The sequence below is a fragment of the Nostoc sp. genome (assembly GCF_036919675.1).
Classification (GTDB): Bacteria; Cyanobacteriota; Cyanobacteriia; order Cyanobacteriales; family Nostocaceae; genus Nostoc.
Window position 1 is genome coordinate 46,690 of record NZ_JBALCP010000077.1, and the last position, 18,874, is coordinate 65,563.

Here is an 18,874-nt window from a genome sequence, read left to right on the forward strand (position 1 = left end):
TCATAAATAGCCTTCAACGGCTTGTAACCGTCAATAAAAGCTTTTTTTAGATAATGAAGTTTATACTACGATAAATCGATAGAAAAATAGTAGTTTTTTTATAGAAATTAGGGTGCGTGAAATCAACGAAATAAACAAGTGCCGCAAATCCAGTGGTTTTTACTTGAATCAAGCAGAATTAATCGATATTCTGCAACAAGGATATCAAGTCGCACTGAAAAGAGCGGCGCTAGAAGCCTTTGTTCGCGCAGCGTTCCGCAGGAAAGGGCGTTATGAAGCCCAAGAATTAGCCGCAATGGTTAGACTGGCAAGAAACTTTAGCCGAAGCACTAAAACTGATTCAGCAATAGCCGATCAGTTCGTTGTCAGTCCATTCTAAGGTGTCACCAATTTTTTCGCCGTCGTGGTAGGCGGCGAGTAAGATTTCGCAGGTTTTCCCCCAAGCGATCGCTCCACTGACATCTAAGGCGATCGCTCCCAAATCCCGCTTGTTCTGGTGGGCTTCCCCAAAGGATCGCTGCATGGCCTCCTTCAGGGACATACCATCAGTGACACGCACTACAATCCGTGGGGCTAAACACTCATCGATGATATCTTCGCCAATGCCAGTACAGCTAACACCAGCATTATTAGTAGCATAATTACCTGCTGGCATCGCAGAATCACTTACCCTGCCAATCCGCTCAAAGCCTTTACCACCTGTAGAAGTGCCAGCAGCTAGTCTACCATAGGCATCTAAAGCTACCACGCCAATGGTACCGCGTCCAGCATTGCTGGTTTCTAAGATTTCCGGTTCTGCTACCACGTTAGCCATTGTGCTTTTAAAATTATCCTGGCGCTCTTGTATCCACTCTTGTAACCGCAAATCAGTTAAAGCGTTATAGCTGGGAAGTTGCATTTCCCGCGCCAACTCAGCCGATCCGAAATCTGATAGCACTCGGTCTGGGGAGTTTTGTAAAAATTGTGCCAACTCAATCGGATTTTTCACCCGCGAGATATTAATTACACCACTAAATCGCCCTGATGCCCCATCCATCAGCGAAGCACTCATGCGGATTTGCCCATCAGATTGCAGAACTGAACCAGTACCAGCATTAAAGCGGGGGTTGTCTTCGAGAATTTGGCAACCCTGCACCACCGCCTCAGAGGCAGTTGCTCCGCATAATAGCAGAGAATAGACTTCTTCTATTACTGTATGGAGCGATCGGCGCACCGCCTCCAATGCGCCTTTTCCGTGGAGAGAACTACCAGCCCCGCCATGAATAATTAATTTAGGTTGCACCTGTGACTCCATTAATCCCTTGCGCTATTTGCGTCTGTGTTGCGGTTAGTTTCATTTTGAGCTTCAGAACGGCGACGACGACAACGTTCTGAGCAGTATTTCACATCGTCCCAGCAATCTTGCCACTTTTTACGCCATGTGAAAGGACGCTGACATACCGGACAGATTTTTGTAGGTAGGTCAGATTTAGAACGAACACGTCCCATATAAATACTGTGTAGATGAGAATTTGATTTCTGAGTGAGATGGAAAATAATTATAACCAGTTTGCTATGAAGGGAGGATACTTCCGGCGAACAAATGTGTTGTCAATCTATCTTTGGATTTATTTTTTAGCTACTTGTCTGGGAATACAAAACTATGGGCAGATAGTTCAACTCTTAAATAAGTCTGTAAATTTTTCCAGAGAGGGGTTTTGGTAGGATTGTCAAAGAAAAAGAGAAACACTGAAGCGGTCTGTCAATCGCTCCTGCCTCCTGCCTGCTTCAATACATATAAGATAAACATCAAGAAGTGAGATTGTCAGTAGGTAGGCACGAATAAACCTAACTATGCAACGAAATATAAACTCCCTGAAATCATTGCGATTGCAACTCTTAGAAACCAAAGTGTAGCTTGCTTCTCGGTAGGAATACGTTTCACTCGCAATCACATACTTGTAGGTAATAGAAAAGTACTATAGCAATCCTAAATGAGTCGTGAAAATCTCCGATTCCTCTCTCTGCGTTGCGCCAGTTGCTTCAAGTCGGGGAACCCGCCCAACGCACTGGCAACTCTATTGCCTCTGCGGTTAATTTATTTTTACAAATGATTTAGGACTGCTATATGCGGACTACTAAATAGCGATTAGTGGAGTAACATAGCTGAAATACCCAAATCCTATGTAGGATATATGTATTATATAAGTCTTAAAGCTTTAAGAAAAGTGAGCAAGTTTTGGTCTGTTAAGTGATTAGTAGCGCAACGCGGAAGTCAAAAGTCACTTGTACTAAGCGGCTTGTACCGAGCGGAGCCGAGGTAAGCCGAAGTAAAAGTCAAAAGTCAAAAGAAATACAGCGTCAACGTTTCGTTGATTTGAAATGGGTTGTTTATTTCTGCCGCGCTGTACTAGTAGGAGCCAATAAGCTGTGAGGCACTTCGGTAATAACCGCAGTCTTTTTTGAAATATGAATCAACTTGCTATCAACTTGCTATTTTCACGTACATATATACATACAATAGAAGATACAAAACACCTCAAGAAGGGCAATTATGAAAATAAATGCTGGGAGTATCACCTCTTTTATACCAACGAAAGACTGGGTACGCATAGAGAAACTAGTGCAAAATCTGGTATTTTTTCTGAACAAGCGATCGCTATATTGGACTAGAGCTACTCGTTTTTTTCGTACCCTAGTGGCAACTGTTGCTATTTTGCTCGTAGTCCTAATCTATGCAACCCCTAAAGCTTTGGCTTCAGACCACCAGGACACAACCTTTCTTGCCACTAAACTCACTGCTGCGGATCTCACAGATTTGTTTGTGTTTGAAAGTCCTACAAACCCCAACAATGTTGTCCTTGTAATGGATTTTGACCCTCTGATCGTTTCTGGTGAAATGAGGCCATTCGATCCAAATGTTCTTTATCAGTTCAATATTGATAACACTGGTGACAGTATTGAAGATATCGTACTTCAATTCAAAATAAATGGCACAGGCTCAAACCAAACTGTCACAGTCAGCCGCCCAACTTCTCCAATCCAAATAGGAACAACGTCAACTTTGCTTCCAGTAAGTACGACAGTGCAACTCAACCAAACATTCTCCATTAACGGCATTAACCCCACGCAGTTCTTTGTTGGCACACGGAAAGACCCGTTCTTTTTTGATTTGGAGCAGTTCTTCAAAATCATTCCGGATCGGAACTATAGCCTTCAGCCTAATCCCAGTCCTCCCTTCCAAGTTCTTTCCTTTAGACCACCTGGACAAGCACAAGACACCCTAGCCCCATTCAATGTCCACTCAATTATTGTCGAGCTACCCAGGCAAGAGCTTGGTAGTGGTAAGATTGGTGTTTGGATAACAACTAGTGTTGAAACTCCTAGATTCAGAAATCAGAATTTTGCTCAGATTGAGCGGTTAGCAGTTCCAGCCCTGAATGAACTTTTTATGGACTTTCAAGCTCATAATAATAGTAATATTCAGACACCAACCCAAGACGCTAGCAATCAATCCCAATTCATTCGAACCTTTGTCAATGCGATTGGTAGACCTCAAGGCATAGCTGATGCAGTGATCTCAGTGGCGATTCCTGATGTTATCCAAGCTGACCTTTCCAAATCTAGCGGTAGTTATTTTGGGACTCAGTTAGGCAACAATTTTGGTGGGAGAAGACCAAAAGATGACGTAATCGATGTCACAGCATCTGTTGTCTTTGGTGATGCAGTTACAGGGATTACTACAGGCCAAATTCCAGGGCTAACTAGCGATAATGTTGGGCCTAATGATGCCAACTTTCTTCCTACCTTCCCTTATTTAGGTAATCCTTTGTAAGGTTTATGCATCTACGAATACTATGGGTGTTAGCGCTAACTAGCCTACTGGTTTTACTAAGACCCTCTGATACACAAGCGCTAAGTTTAGGCTACACCAATGGTAAGTTAGTCACATACTCCTCTCTTGTGCAACTGCTGACTGTTAATTCCAGGCAGATATTACCAGTTCAGCAGTCAGATTTAGTCTTCCCCGATTATTTACAGCGATCGCATATTATCAGCGTTTATGAAGAGAAAGTTGCCCAATCTCCCAATTCCTCAATATTTTTACGTCTGTTGGCTGATCAATATTTGAGGCGCTTTCGAGAAATGGCAGATGTGGAAGATGTGTTACGAGCAGAACAAGCGGCACGTAGATCCCTGGCACTACAGCCGCGCCATAATCAGGTTTCCTCCATGCTCTTGGCATCAGCTTTACTATCTCAACATCAGTTTCGGTCAGCTTTAGATGTGTTAAATAATTCATCTGTTGATAATCCCAATATTGTCTCGCTGAGGGCATCGATTCAGATGGAGTTGGGTGACTATGAAGCAACTCATCAACTATTGCAGAACCTTGCACAGAAAGAACCGAACTCTGGTCAGAACGCAGTTGTCGCCCGTTACTTAGAGTTAACTGGCAATCTAGCCTTGGCACGGCAACTGCTAGATGAGGCTATGCAAGAGATGGACTCTTTCTACACGATGAGCGCAGAAACTCGTGCTTGGTTTCATGTGCGGACTGGGGATCTTGCTTTTGCAGCCGGAGATTTAGCCCTGTCTGAGCAGCGATATCGGGAAGCTCTTGACCTCTTCCCACGGCATATAGCTGCGTTTACAGGATTAGCCCGCCTCTTAGCGGCACAGCATCGCTGGCAGGATGCTCTGAATGCAGCAAACCAGGGTATAGAAATGATGCCACAGGTAGAAACACTGGGGTATAAGGCTGATGCTCAACTAGCTCTGGGAGACCAGGAAGGCGCAGCTGAAACCGAAGATTTGATCGGGGTGGTAGCTTACCTGAGCAAGGTTAAAGGAATCTACGATCGCGCAATGGCTGTCTACTACACCGAACACGGAATTCATTTAACAGAGGCGCTAGAGATTGCCCGTAGTGAAGTAGCAGTGCGAGACGATGTATATGCGGAGGATACTTTGGCTTGGGCAGCTGCGGCTAATGGGCAATGGCAAGAAGCTCAAAGGGCAGCACAACGGGCAACTCGCTTCGGGACAGAGGATGCCTTGCTGCAATTTCATGCTGGCATGATTGCGTTTCACTTAAATAACCGTGAGGAAGCAGTAAAGCGACTAACTCAAGCTGTTAGCCTCAATCCTCAATTTCATCACAAGTATGCTGATCAAGCTCGTCAAGTCTTGGCAAACCTAATGCATTCTGTCTCTCAAAATAACCTCTCCCACTCCTAACGCTATAGGGAGTTATTTATGAAAAAGCTGCTATATCGCTTCGCTTGGAGTACTGCAATCATCGCAATATGTTTTTTTTGGATGCCGAGGGCAAATGCCCATCCTTTAGGCAATTTCACCATCAATCACTACGCAGGAGTGCAGGTAGCAACCGATGGTGTAGGGATTGATTATGTTCTAGACATGGCAGAAATTCCTGCTTTTCAAGAAATTAATCAGTTAGATACTAATCACAACCGTAAAGCTGAACCTGTAGAGACTGTTCAATACCCTGATCAGAAATGTCAGGAAGTCAACTCACATCTGGAACTGTTGATCAATAAACATCTGCAAGCACTGTCTTTGATCAAATCAACAGTCGAATTTCCTCCAGGTGTAGGAGGATTATCTACACTGCGGCTGAGTTGTAATTTTCAGGGGACAACGGAGTTAGTAGGCGCGAATCAATTAATCGAGTTTGAAGATCAGTTTTATCCACAGCGTTTAGGCTGGCGTGAAATTACTGTTGCTGCAAATGGCGTTCCTATTCAAGGTGATTTCACCTCTAGTAGTATTACCAACCGCTTGAGAGATTATCCCACGGACTTACTCAGCAGTCCTCTTGACCAGCGTCAGATTGACTTTAAACTCAATCCGTCTCTAACATTGAGTGAACAAGCGCCTCCACCGTCTGTTAAATCATCCAGCCGCTTAGATAATGCTTTGACAGGAAGAAGCAACGATGTCTTTACTAGCCTGATTACCCAGGAAAATCATAATTTCTTGACTATTCTAATAGCTCTAGCGATCGCCTTTTTATGGGGTGGTTTACACGCTCTGTCCCCTGGTCATGGAAAAACGATAGTTGGTGCTTATTTAGTGGGTTCCCGTAGTAATGCCCAACATGCCCTATTCCTGGGGCTAATTGTAACGATTACCCATACAGCTGGCATATTTGCTCTCGGGCTGGTCACTCTTGGCACATCCCAGTTGATTTTGACAGAGCAATTGTACCCTTGGTTAAGTGTCCTCTCTGGGGTGCTGGTAACTGTAATTGGTCTGAATTTGTTTATCACTCGATTGCAAACGACTCAGGTATCTCATTCACACGACCATGTACATAGTCATCAACACAGCCATGACTTGGATCATCACCATCACCACAACCATGAGCATTCACATTTACCGCCTCACGGTGATGTAAGTTCCATGAAGTGGTCTAGCCTGCTAGCGCTGGGAATATCCGGCGGCTTGTTACCTTGTCCTTCAGCCTTAGTAGTGTTGTTGAGTGCGATCGCAATGGGACGAATTGGCTTTGGATTAGCGCTGGTATCTGCCTTTAGCTTAGGTCTAGCAGCAGTATTAACTGGAATCGGGTTAATGCTGGTCTACGCCAAGGATCGGTTTGAGGATTTACCATTCCAGATTCCAAAAATAAAAATGTTACCAGTCGCAAGCGCCTTATGTATCACCCTAATTGGCTTAGGCATTACTTCACAGGCTTTACTCGCTCATCCCTGGAACTAGATGAAAGTGCAGAAGACAAAAGAAAAGCACTCAGTGTACTAGTTGTAAGTGATGAGTTTGTCAAAAAATCTTATTTCGAGGAAAATATGAAACGATTTATCTTTCTCTTTTTAATAACTGCTTTGTGCATAATAGGCTACTTTGAAATTAGCTTGTCACAGGCTGAAAAACTTTTTTGGCTCAATTTGAGTCTTTGAAATCCTTCTCACAAAATCATTTTGCACTCTGCACTCGTAATTTTTGCTGCTTATTACATTTGTAGGGGCGTATTGCAATACGCCCCTACGATGGGATATTTTTTTAACGTAGACGCAAAGCGGCTTGCCGCAGGCTACCGCCATCGCGCAGCGTCTCGTAGAGAAGGACGCATAGACACGTTCGCGGAGCGTCTCGTAGAGAAGTGGCTTCCCGTAGGGTAGGACGCAAAGAGAAGGAATAAATGCTTAACTGAACTGTATTGAGTTATCCGAAGATATTCACATCTATTGCCCTAAAACGGCAAAACCATACGTGCGGACAATGCCTAATTCAGAGGGTTATACTCTGAGAGTAGATGATCTAAAAGCTTACCTTCGTAATGATTTAAATATGAAGCAGATGTTCCTAATTCCTGTAACTTATGGTAAATAAAATCACGTTCAAATGTTTCGATACGTTCTTCTAAATCTCTATAGAGTTCCTGAAAGGTGAACTCAGTTGCTAAAGCTAAGGTAATTTGTTCTCGGTCTTTACCAAGTGACCGACCGTTGAATTGATAATCACCTTGAGAATGCTGGGATAGTAGCCCAAGAGCGATCGCTAAAAGCAAGGTTTGATAAGCTAGTTTTAATTCCCTACCAGAACCAATTTCCTCTGGGATTAAATCAGGAATGTTTTCTTCTGGCTCGATTTGTTCGCTCTGAGTCCGTTCATAACAGTCTCGATAAAACTCAATTTGACTGAGAAAATAAGCCGGAAAGCCCAACGAACGGGTCAAAATAGACAACCGCCGATCATCTTCAGCTACCAACGCCGTTAAAGTGCGACTAAATCGACTGTAAAACGCAAACATTTGTTCTTTATCTTTTTCTCCCACCCAAAGGGTAATCTCTCGTTGAGAAGTTGGGTTTAAGTTAGTATCAATATCCTGAATTCGCAGCAACAAGTTAGCGTTATTATAAAGTTGATTCAAACGCAAATTGGCAGTGTTTGCAGCAATTAAATCTGATTGTTTTAATACTTCCCCAATAGACAAATTGCTCAATTGCTCGAACTGCTGGCGAGCAAAGGGGATAAGTTGGTTTTTAAATGCTTCAGCAGGAATTTTCCACGCCTGAGAGCGGCTAATTTGTTCCTGAGTGAATGTCTCAGTTGTTAGTGTGGTCAGGAAAGTTTGATAATAAGCATCAATATCCGCATCGGTAAGAACTGTGAGTCTAATTTCCGAGAACTTCGTCGTAGCTTGATCGCGTTGAACAACCAAATTATTGTATATGTCAGATAACTCAGTAAGAGTTTGCCGTAAAGTCTCAGCCCTTTGTTTAGCTGTTTTAATCAGATAATTCAATGCCTCGACGCGGAGATTTTGGGCGTATAAATCATACTCCAACTTTAATTGTTCATTATAGTTGCGGCGTAATTCTACGATGGTTGCTTTAACAGTGCTTTCTAGTCGTTTAATTTGTTTCTGAGCCTTTTGAATGCGATCGCGAATATTAGTGCTGTACTTGAGCCAAACGATACCCAAGTAAGTCAAAATTGTTACCGCACTCCAAAGCAGGTAGGTAACTAAGTTAGCCCAAAACTTTTGCAATAATAGCAATAGTGTTGACTGATTGAAAATTCCGATCAGAATCAGCAAGCCTAATAAAGCAGTAGCAACAAAAATAGGATAAATGACCAGATACTGAGAGCGAAATTTGTTTTCTTCTGCAAGCAGTTCATTTAGCTGATCTGTGGCTGTTTCAAGTTGATTTTCAGTGAGAGTTAGGTGATTTTGAGATGAAACGATCGCAGCTGCGGCTTGTTCACGAGCGCCAGCGATCGCTATAAAACGAATTTGTCGAGCTTGTTCGATTTCTGTATTTAATGCTTGGCGATAATCAGCAATTGTGGTTTCTAGCTGTTTCTGAGTTGTTTGTAGCTCTTGCAGTTGTTCTTCAGACTTTCTTTCAGCTAAAATATCTTGTAATTGTTGCTGCCGCAGTTTTAAGGACAGAACTTGGTTGAGCAGCTTTTGAGTGGCTTCTTTATCAATTGTTACCTGCAATCTTGAGTCAAGAAATGCTTCAGCGGCACGCAGTTCTGTAAACAGATTCTGGGATTGATCGCCAATGGCATCCGTTTGCAGTTCTAAATACAAAAAGGTTAATATATTTAATAGCCTAGCTCCTTCATGCAAGCCTCTAGGTGTAGCATCAGCATAGCGATTAATGGTGCGGTCTAAGAAGGCGGTTAGTGTTGCCTGTAATTGTTTGCAACAATTTTCCAGCGTGCGCTTATAGGAAAGTAGCTCTTTATTTTCAAATTGCCGATAAGCACGCTGCAATTCCATCCCATATTCCTGAGCCTGGCCAGCACGCATCTCAAGGCGCGGATTAAAATCTTGCCAAACTGGTTTGCCGTTGTCTCGTTCTAATCCGAGAAAAGCATTGCTGAAATCTTCGCTGAGGATAAATCCTTTGGCATCTAACAGGCATTTGCGAATTGCCTCTGGAGTGAATTCTGCCTTTGGTAAAAACTGCTCCATTACAATATCAGCAGCTAAGGCAGCACTCAAACGGTTAATAGTTGTTTCTCCTGGAAAAAATAGTTCTCCATAGCCAAATGCACTATAAGCGGGTATTTTTCCCCGGACTTTTTGTGTGCCAATTAATAAGCCATTGGTTTCTGGTTCGACGGTGAGAAAACCTGCCAAAGCATCAGTATAGCTAGGTAAATTATCCTTCAGTCCCCCAATTTGCTCGTCCATCAGCCAGCAGTTATCAAAAGGTGGTACTTTTTGGGCACCTGTAATCACAACTCCAGTGGTCATTTTGTAATCTAACTCTTTCAGGAGCGTGTAAGCAGCGCCGTAATCAGCAGTTGTGGCTTGGGTAAATAACCCTGGCAATAGCAATAACGCTTCTAAGCTGTAAGGAATATCTGTAAAGTACTTAGAAAATAGCCAACGAATCAAGCGTACTATGTCAAAAACTACTCCCCTAGCAAATTGATTGCTGACTGACAGCATGAGATATATTCGATGGGTGCTGCTGATTTCCACTCCTTGGCGTTTAGCAGCGATCGCTTCTTTTGATTGACTAGCCGTTTTCAATAATTCAATCAGTGCAGTTTGGATCTCGCCAGTCGCTTCGCTAAACTGAGTACGGATTTTGGAGACATAAGCTTGTTTACTATGAGTTTGAGCCAGATCAAAACTCGTGTCAGCAAACTGATCTAACTCGCTACTAAAGCTAAAAGTTTGACCGTCCCAAGTTAAGGTATAAGTTTGAATTAAACAGCTTTGGGCAGCCGGAAATTCTTGCAGTTGCCGTTTAATGGCTGCACAAAAAGCGGCACTGTGAGGATCGAGTGCAAGTAAAATAGTTGGTTTTGGCATGGGGACACTCTCAGAGTGCAAACTATGGGGCTAAATAATCACATCTAAATCTTCCAGGTAGGCTTCAATTTCCTGGATTTCCATTTCTACCTGTTCTTGAATCTGGGAATCAACCTTGCCTCCTTTTAAAACCTGATTGAGGTGATTGATGTAGTTTTGTAAAGTAAATTTGGCTTTGTCTTGGTCTTCGTGGGTAATAAGCTCAACTTTGTTTGCAATTTCCTTGACTAAAGGCAAGTTACTTTTAAAAGCTTTAAATGCTGACTTGCGATCGCCTCCCAAAGGCAAAACTCCGCCCTCTAATCTTTTCGCTTGTTCTGTAGAAACAAAATATTTCTTACTGTGATTGACAATCAATTTATATCGTTCCGGTGCCAGCGCTAAAGAAAACCAACGCAACGCCCCACCGTCGTCTTCTGGAGGAATTAAATTGGCTAAGTTTGTCCAATTGCGATGCAGGTGCTTGAAGACTTTATTCGGATCTAGGTAAGCTAGCTCCATATCCCTCATTCCGTTGAAGGCGAATAAGGGGACACCGACTTCCACTCGAAACAGCATCACCTTATGGGGTTCACCTGTCGGTACGAAAGAAGGATTATTATTTCCTTTAGGCAAGCGACTAGAAAGAGGCGGATTGCTAAAAACTGTGTTGTTACTTTCTACTCCGTAGTAATAAAATTCTGTGATTAGGTGCTGCTGTTGAATGGGAATTTCCGATTCTTCATACTGCCAGAGAGGAACTGCGAGTTTGCCAAGTTGTTGCAAATCTTGTCCCGCATCTTCTGGATTGCTATCTGCCAAAACCTGCTCAACAGTCATATTGGTGAGGGGATAGTAAGCTTCATCTATAAATTTCAGAATTTCATTTTTGACATCTTCAGCTTTTTTTTCAGACCAATTCGTTAAAGTTTGAGACTGTTCTCGATACCAACGGATAAAATCTTCACCAGTGACTTTGGGGCGTTTCGATTGCAGATTGATGCGCTGAATGGTATGAATAAAGGGATTATCGTTAGTGTTTTGACGGCTAACCTCGTGATAACTCTGTTCAAAATCTCGATAAACTTTATCTAAGTTGCTATGCAGACGTTGGCACTTTTCCTGAATTTCTTCCAGCCTAGTCCGTAGCACACCATAGAGTTCAGCCGCTTTATCACACCGCTTCCAATGTAAATAAGTCTTCCACTTTTGGTCAGCCCGTTCTTTGTATCTTTGGCAAGCAGCTTGAATAGTATTTTTATTTGAAAACCAAGTTTCTGCGGCTTCTTTAATCTTTTCTTCTTGTGGTTCTAATTTCAAAGTATTGAAACTGGATTTCGCTTCTTGCGACTTGTGCTGGACACTCTGCTGTAATTCATCCAGTTTTTGAGAAAGTTTGCTTAAAAATTGCAAGGCATAAGCTAGTCCATTGGGACGGTTGAGACTCCGCTCCCACCAAGTTGCGATCGCAGTAGTTGCAGTCTGCTCTAAGCGATGAAAATTCAATCCCAATTCTTGAGCCGTCCGTTGTTCAAATTGATCCAACTGCCGTTTGTAGAGTTCTTTGATCGTCGGCAAAGCTGTGCGATCGTGACGCATTTCGCCAATTCGGAATTCGGGTTTAATTTGTCCACCGCGATCGCTTTCAGTCAACGCATTTAGGACAGTAGTAGCATCTGCTAACTTGCAATCTTCTAAAAACCGGGCGATGTCGCTTTCTAAATCGATTATTGGGGTAGATGCGATTAACTCATTTTTCAGCAAGCTTTGAGCATCCTCTAATTTCATCCGCTCGTATTGCTGTACTGGCAGAGTCAGAGTAGCAAAGCCAAAACTACAGTAATTTATATTGCGTCCTCGAACCTTTTCACCAGTTGCCAGATAAGCGCGAATGTTATCAGCAACGTTAGCAGCGTCTAGACCGATTTGAGAGCCAATCTGGATGTACAAGCCATCTGCAACTAAATTTTGTAAATCGTCTGGACGGCTGACTACAGTTCCATTTTTGTTAACGCCATCAATTAAAAATACAGCATCAAAGGGAGGGCGATCGGCTTTGATTTTTGTGATCCCATAATCAATCTCAATGCTATTAGACGGTGACAATCCCCAAAAGTGTTCGATTTCCTTGAGAGCGCCATAGGCATTAGACTTCACCAAGTGAGTTTGAGGAATATTGGCAAACACTCTGGGTAAAACAAATACCCCCGTAATATTAGAAAAATTATTCAGATGTTCTCGTGTTAAAAATGCCACATCTAAGAATGTGCCACTGCCGGTCCCACCAGCCAAACTGCCAACAATAAAAACTTCGACACCATCCCGACTGGAAACTTGAAAATTATCTGAAAATGCTTGTTTACTGGTGCGAATTTCGCGGACAGCATTGATTGCTTGAGCAATTAAACCTTTAATATCGCCGACTCTAGCAAATAAGGCGAGGCGTCCCCGGGCCCGAATCTGTCCGGCACCACTGATCAGGCTGGCTGCTGAAATGTCCCTAGGCCACCATTCAGCGATGTGGTCGTTACGTGTTAGCGGTAGTGGATTTGCGACAGAGATTGCATAAAGTTCATTAGGTTCTAAGAAAACCTTAGTGCCATCAGGTGATTTTTCTCGTTCTTGGATGTTTTCGGTAGTATCAATTGAAATAAAACGAATAACTTCTGGTACTGAGCCGTAAACATCTATGAATCGCTTTTTAAGTTTGAGTACGACTTCATAACCCGTTCCTCCTAACCCGATAACAACGGTAGGACGAAATACAACCGTGGGACGCACAACCGTGGGACTTAACATTCACTTTCCTGTGATATTATTCAAAAGTTTGTCTGCCCACTGCTTGACTCAGAGGGTCTTTGGTGTTCAATCCAGTTAAATTGCAGCTTAACGTTGTCAATCTCGATGATGTCCTCGTCGTAAAGTTCATCTGTATTTATCTTTTTAGTATTGACAAAAATTACACCTTTCAAACACCGCAAATCTATATTTTTTTTGCCTGCCCGCCAAACTGTGACTAACTCAGCATCAGAATTTGTAGCAGCAATAGCTGGTATCAAATGACTCAGGCATACTCTCCCCTTCTGTAAGTGAGTGAGACTAATCTCTTCGTCTTGGGATGATTGTGGCAGTGGTTCTAGCACTACCAATGCTCCTTCTAAGCGTTTGCGGGTACGGAAATCTTCGGCTAATTCCAAGGGGGTTTTACGTTGAATCAAACAAACTACTATCAGGGTGATTAACAATATCAGCAGCCCTAAGAGCAACCAAATGACTATTTTTCGTCCCAATGGCATCAAAATATGCAGATGAGCTTCCGTACTAACAGGACTAGCAATTGAGTTATCTGGAGTCAGGACTAAGGTGAAGGTGCGATCGCCTGCAAAATTGCTATCAGTAACCTGCAACTGCACAGGAATTTTAGTTTCTCCTGGTTGTAAGGATATGGCTGCTGAAGGTTCTGCGATCGAAATATCTTTGGAATTGCCTTGTAGCTGTAAGCTGGCTATTCCAGATATATTGGTGCGAACTACTAAAGTTTGGGTTTCAGTGTTTTTGCCTACCTCTGTTGAGCCAAAATCTATCCGTGTAGGTTGTATTTGTAGTTTTGACTGAATGGTTACAGGTAAATCAATTGTAATTGGTGCGATCGCTTGATCTGCGATCGTCAACACCAAGCGCAAGCTACTAGCGCCCCCCTTTGCCTCTGCTGGTATCTGTAAACGTACAGGGATTACTGTTGCTTGATTCGCAACTAAGTTGATGGTGCGATCGGGCGGAATTAAGCGAATACCACTTTGCTGAGGGTCTTCCAGTTGCAAACTTACCTTAGCATTGACATTACTGATGCTATTAATATTGAGCGGTTCAGTAGTTGTTCCAGGTAATACTGGCTGCAAATTGGCCGTGGGTAAATTGACATCAAGCTTAGGTGTAATCAGTACTGGTCGGATATTTTGAGCCAGCTTGTTGAGCTGAACTCCTCCCGGATCTCGCAATACCTGCCCCTTCCCACAAAGCGCTGGATTACTAGCAAAGTCATTTAGTTGCTTTTCGTGTTCTTTTAATCCTAAAGACACAAAAAATATATAGGGTTTGCATTGTTGCTCACGTAAAAATTGGGTATTACTAGGAATGAGAACGGGATTAGGAATACCACGCACATCTTCCAATCCATCCGTCAGAAATACTATGCTGACAGTCCGACCAAGAGCATCAGCACGTTTGTTTAACAGGGCGGAATGTTGCAGCGCTTTTTGCACAGCCTTACCTGTATGAGTCCGCACACCCTCAGCCTGAAGTGAGCTAATTATTTGCTTGAGTTTACCTCTGTCTGGATTACTGGTAATCTTGATATCATCTGCATTTAAAGTTACATCTTTGTCAAAAGTATAGATAGTAACGGTATCGCCTAATCTGGCGGTGTTAACAAATTCAGTAATAGAATTCTTTACTGGTTCAAAAATATTTTTTGTTCCACCTACACCACGCATGGAAGCAGAAGTATCTACTACTAAAATCCAGTCAATTCCACCTTTAGGAGTAGTCTGAGCAGATGCACCAGACAAGTTATAAATTGATGCTAGAGCCAAAACAATAATGCTTTGGACTGAACTAAATCTCAACCAATGCTTGAAGTATCTAAAACTCATTGATAGATTTCTCCAGGCAGATAAATTTTATATTGGTCTTCCTCAAAGCTGTAGTTTAAGAGTTTAAATTTAATCCGCTTAATATATGTGCATATATTTTGATACCATCCATCTATTTCTATTTGTAGTAAATTTAGAATCGACAATCCGAGAGTTATGATTTGATGTCCTGATTTCATCTCATTACCTAAAAAAGAAAGTTTAAGCTGCTATACTAAAACTGATATAAGACTTTAATTAACTATGTAAATCTATAAATATCATATACAAGTAAATTTTTTTTGGTGAGCTTTAGCCCATATATCTTGATCTTTTTTACCAAGTTTTTCTACTAAAACTTCAATCTGCTGCACAACAAGCTTTAGAAAATTACTGTCTTTATTTTCCCAATTGTTCACTGTTGGTAAAGCAACGTTAAGGGAGAAATTACTAATTTTTCTTATATAAATCCTATTAATAGCCCTGCTTTTGGTTAGTTAATTATTTTTTCTGGATTGAAAACGTGAATTTATATTACATCCAAAAGGAATAATACTGATAAGTGTTTTATCAAGTTATATACTAACTATTCTAAAAAAGAATGTCACGTTTTTTGGAGATATTTGAGCCATTAAAAACTCAAAACTAGCTTCTTGATGAAGTCAGTAAATATATCCAAAATAGTTGAGATAATTGCCAAGATGATTTGATATTTCCGTTTAATTAACCTTGACAGTGACAAGGATAAATTGTTAATGCTTGTAGTCAATAAGTTAATCCGGTTCAATTAAGGCTTAACTCTTTCTCAAAGTCAATTTTTTTAATGTAGACGCAAAGCGGTGAGCCAGTCTGGTGGAAAGGTTCCCCGGCATAAAGGAACTGGCGTTAGCGTTAGCGAGTAATCGAGCGTCGGTACGAGCTTCACCCGTAAGGCTTGCCGTAGGCTACTGCAAAGGGCGCAAAGGAAGCGAAGGAAAAATGCTACTAAGAATCATCACCAACTAATGGCAACAGCAAGCGGCTAACTACTCGATTATCTGGTAATTGATAGAAATTCAACTGTCCTCCTAACTTCTGCATGAAATTTTGGCAGATTAGCAGATGTAAACCTGGTGGTTGGTCAAGGTTAGAGGCAGCAAGCACATCTTTGGGTGTATTATTATGTAGCTCTGTTAGTAGCTCTGGTTCGATCGCACCGTTATATGTAATCGACAGTTCTAGAGATGTCTGATGTTCAGCCACTGTACTTGCAGAAGAATAATTTGGATCTACAGTTTTAGATACATCTAAACAGCGACACCAAATGTCAATTCTGCTGCCGATTTGAGAACGGTTACAGGCAGTAACCAATAATTCATGGATAACTAATTCAATTTTGACAATATCACCAGCGATCGCCATTGAAGATTGAGTGTTTGAGGTAGGAACGCCTTTAGCTAATGAAGAGTTCTTTGGCGATTGCTCCTCAATCTGTTGTCCCAAACCATGTACACCAATCCACAGCTTTTGTTGTTTGACTAAATTTTCGATGCGTTCGAGCGATCGCTTCATTAAACTGGCTATGGTTATAGTTTCCCAACTTATGTTTAGTTGCCAGTGCTCAAGTTTTAGCATTCCACTCATGGAGGTGGCTGTGTGGTCTAACTGCCGCAGCAATAGCTGGTAGCGCATCTGAGTAAGTTCATTAGCAGGAATGCCCAAATCATGTATTTGTCTAAGGGAGTGCGCTGTTATTCTTTGGATTTCCTCTGAGCGACGATGTTTGTACCAGTTGAGTTGTCGTAATTCCTCTGTTGTGGATTCTAGAAGTCGGGTAATTTGCTTTTCACGACGCCACCAGGCTAATTGAGAAATCAGAGTTACTGTCGCACTGAGGTTTTGTTCTGACCAGCGACACTCTTGATAGTCTGCCAACAAGACTACACCTGTGGTTTCATAATCAGCATTGGTACGTAATGCCATCACCAAAATTTGACCTTTGTCTGGAGCATTCAACCATTTTCGAGTTTCTGGGGGTAAATCATCTACCTTCAAAATCAGGTAACTCTCCGTAGCAAGGGCCCACTGAATTAAGGCTTCAGCCTGGATAGGAATAGATGCATCGGAAAAAATCCCAAATTTACTATTTTCAATCACTCCAGGGATAATTTTTGCCCAACTTTCACCAGGTGACCAGGATAGCAGTATCGCTAGGGGACAGCCCAAAATTGATGCTATTTGTTCGAGTGCTGTCCGTTCTAAATGCTTTTTTTTGACCTCGATTTTGCTGTTCTGGGATTGTGTCAGGATGCGTAGGCATTCCTCAAATGCCTGGGAAGTTTTTTGCTGCTGGGTGGTGCGGTTGTGTAATTGCCACTGACGAAGAATGACACCAATCTGTTGACTAACGGTCCACAGTAATTCCTTTTCCAGAGTTGTCCAAGAACGATGGTTTTCGTGAGTGATCACCAAAAGCGCTACTGGTATATGCTCGTGAGTACATTTACAAACAAGTAGCGATCGCACACCATTTTCTAATAAAAAGGGACGCCAGTTAAAAAAGCGTAAATCTTCATCTAAGTTCTCAATTTCCACCGCTTGAGTTGAACGTTGCAAAAGCTGCCCATCTAATTCTTTGAGAGGATGAAGCGTAAATGTCAATGCTCGGCGATTATAGGGCTGACTTTGGTAAATAAATTGATAATTATTCTGCTCAGGGTCATACTGCAACAATAAAAAGCGGGTGGCTGCTAATCGAGCTAAAACTCTCTTAGCACAGCTGTGTAAAGTTTCCTGAAGGTCATGTTCGCTATAGATACCTTGGGCAACTTGGCTAGTCAGTTGAGCATCCTCTTGAATCTGTTTAACGGTGCTTTCCATGCTTTCAGCGGGTGCAACCAAGGAGATTAAACCAGCAACACCTTGGACGAAATTTTTGTCTGTCTCCGTCCAGATTCGAGGTTCATTGCTTTCCACCGCCAGAAAACCGAGCAAGTTCTTTTGCCAAATTATCGGAGCTGCCAAGAGCGATCGCACCTTCAAGCGTTGCAGCAATTTTGCCGTAAAATGGCTTTTTAAGGAACTACGGGCATCACCAATCGAGACAATTTGGTTAACTGCCAAAGCATAATAAAAGTCGCTCAACTCCTGTACAGTAATTCCTGCTGCTTGCTGATTGCTGGAATTACGATCGATTTTCACCAGCTGATTGCTCATCCGACACCAAAAGTAGCGCCCTTCTCGCTCAAACCAGTAAACATTTGTTCGACTGGGGGAGACAAATTTATGAGTTGCTTGCACCGCTGCTTCAAGTTTTTGATTAAGGTTAGTCAGGGTGCGTAAATTTTCCAGCAATTCTAATAATGGCTCGTCGGTTCTCTTGGTTTGCTTGTGCTGCAAATCAATCTCATTTTGATAAAGCACTGCCCCCAATTCACCTAAAACCATCATCAAACGTGCTTTTGCTTCCCCTGTGAGTAGGTAGCCCCAGCGTTCTGAACCCAGTAACAGCAAACCTAAGCAGCGGTCTTTATGGCGAATAGGTAAAATAATGGTTCCCTGGATGTGGAATTTTTCTGCAACTTTTCGCCAATCTGCGGCGCGGATTTCAGTTTGCAAATCCGCTATGCCCAAGGGATGCTGTTCAATCACCACTTGCTCTAATAAATCCCCAGGACTGAGAACAACCCTTTGTCGTAAAAAGCTCGTGTCACGATCAGGTGTGATGCCCCCTTTCCCGAATAAAATGTGATTCAGACGATCATAAAGAGCAATCCAAATCAGTCTGTAGTCAAACTGTTCCTTAAGATAAGAAATAGTAGTTTCAATCAGAACGTCAACATCTTCTTCTTCCCTAAGGCTCTGGAGGACGCGTCCCAAGGAGAGGATCTGCTGTTCGGCGGCTATAGGTTTTTGCGGCTGCCCCATCTGATTTATTGGTTTACATAACTTGTAATATATAAGATGCCCAGAAAAGCAC

Annotated in this window: 11 protein-coding genes; 4 read left to right on the forward strand and 7 right to left on the reverse strand. The window is 42.3% G+C overall.

The window, feature by feature from the left end; genetic code table 11:
- The first annotated feature begins 112 nt into the window (after window positions 1-112).
- Entirely contained in the window at window positions 113-379 is a 267-nt protein-coding gene (locus V7K49_RS16025; protein ID WP_335206394.1) for a hypothetical protein, read from the forward strand.
- On the opposite strand, the gene V7K49_RS16030 is transcribed toward V7K49_RS16025, so the two are convergent.
- A complete protein-coding gene (locus tag V7K49_RS16030) occupies window positions 341-1,294 on the reverse strand; it encodes an isoaspartyl peptidase/L-asparaginase (protein WP_334723157.1) in 954 nt (317 codons plus the stop codon). The two genes, V7K49_RS16025 and V7K49_RS16030, sit on opposite strands and share 39 nt — an antisense overlap.
- Entirely contained in the window at window positions 1,294-1,488 is a 195-nt protein-coding gene (locus V7K49_RS16035; protein ID WP_094350216.1) for a DUF2256 domain-containing protein, read from the reverse strand. Before V7K49_RS16035 ends, V7K49_RS16030 begins: the two co-directional genes overlap by 1 nt.
- A gap of 1,045 nt (window positions 1,489-2,533) precedes the next feature.
- Between V7K49_RS16035 and V7K49_RS16040 the strand changes: the two genes are divergently transcribed.
- The 3 genes from V7K49_RS16040 to V7K49_RS16050 are packed head-to-tail and all read left to right on the forward strand — an operon-like array spanning window position 2,534 to window position 6,726.
- A complete protein-coding gene (locus tag V7K49_RS16040; protein ID WP_335206395.1) occupies window positions 2,534-3,814 on the forward strand; it encodes a DUF4331 domain-containing protein in 1,281 nt (426 codons plus the stop codon).
- A 5-nt stretch (window positions 3,815-3,819) separates the two neighbouring features.
- A complete protein-coding gene (locus V7K49_RS16045; protein ID WP_335206396.1) occupies window positions 3,820-5,220 on the forward strand; it encodes a tetratricopeptide repeat protein in 1,401 nt (466 codons plus the stop codon).
- A gap of 18 nt (window positions 5,221-5,238) precedes the next feature.
- On the forward strand, window positions 5,239-6,726 hold the full coding sequence (locus tag V7K49_RS16050; protein ID WP_335206397.1) for a nickel/cobalt transporter: 1,488 nt from the start codon (window positions 5,239-5,241) through the stop codon (window positions 6,724-6,726).
- Between the two features lie 523 nt (window positions 6,727-7,249).
- On the opposite strand, the gene V7K49_RS16055 is transcribed toward V7K49_RS16050, so the two are convergent.
- The 5 genes from V7K49_RS16055 to V7K49_RS16075 all read right to left on the reverse strand — a co-directional run bounded on the left by V7K49_RS16055 (window position 7,250) and on the right by V7K49_RS16075 (window position 18,822).
- Window positions 7,250-10,306: a hypothetical protein gene (locus V7K49_RS16055; protein WP_335206398.1), complete on the reverse strand. Its 3,057-nt coding sequence runs from the start codon at window positions 10,304-10,306 to the stop codon at window positions 7,250-7,252.
- A gap of 30 nt (window positions 10,307-10,336) precedes the next feature.
- The gene (locus V7K49_RS16060) at window positions 10,337-13,084 is read right to left on the reverse strand and encodes a tubulin-like doman-containing protein (RefSeq protein ID WP_335206399.1); all 2,748 of its coding nucleotides are present in this window, start codon (window positions 13,082-13,084) and stop codon (window positions 10,337-10,339) included.
- 20 nt (window positions 13,085-13,104) lie between these two features.
- A complete protein-coding gene (locus tag V7K49_RS16065; RefSeq protein WP_335206400.1) occupies window positions 13,105-14,937 on the reverse strand; it encodes a vWA domain-containing protein in 1,833 nt (610 codons plus the stop codon).
- A 260-nt stretch (window positions 14,938-15,197) separates the two neighbouring features.
- On the reverse strand, window positions 15,198-15,335 hold the full coding sequence (locus V7K49_RS16070) for a hypothetical protein (protein WP_335206402.1): 138 nt from the start codon (window positions 15,333-15,335) through the stop codon (window positions 15,198-15,200).
- A 565-nt stretch (window positions 15,336-15,900) separates the two neighbouring features.
- A complete protein-coding gene (locus V7K49_RS16075) occupies window positions 15,901-18,822 on the reverse strand; it encodes a sensor histidine kinase (RefSeq protein ID WP_335206403.1) in 2,922 nt (973 codons plus the stop codon).
- Between the last annotated feature and the right edge of the window lie 52 nt (window positions 18,823-18,874).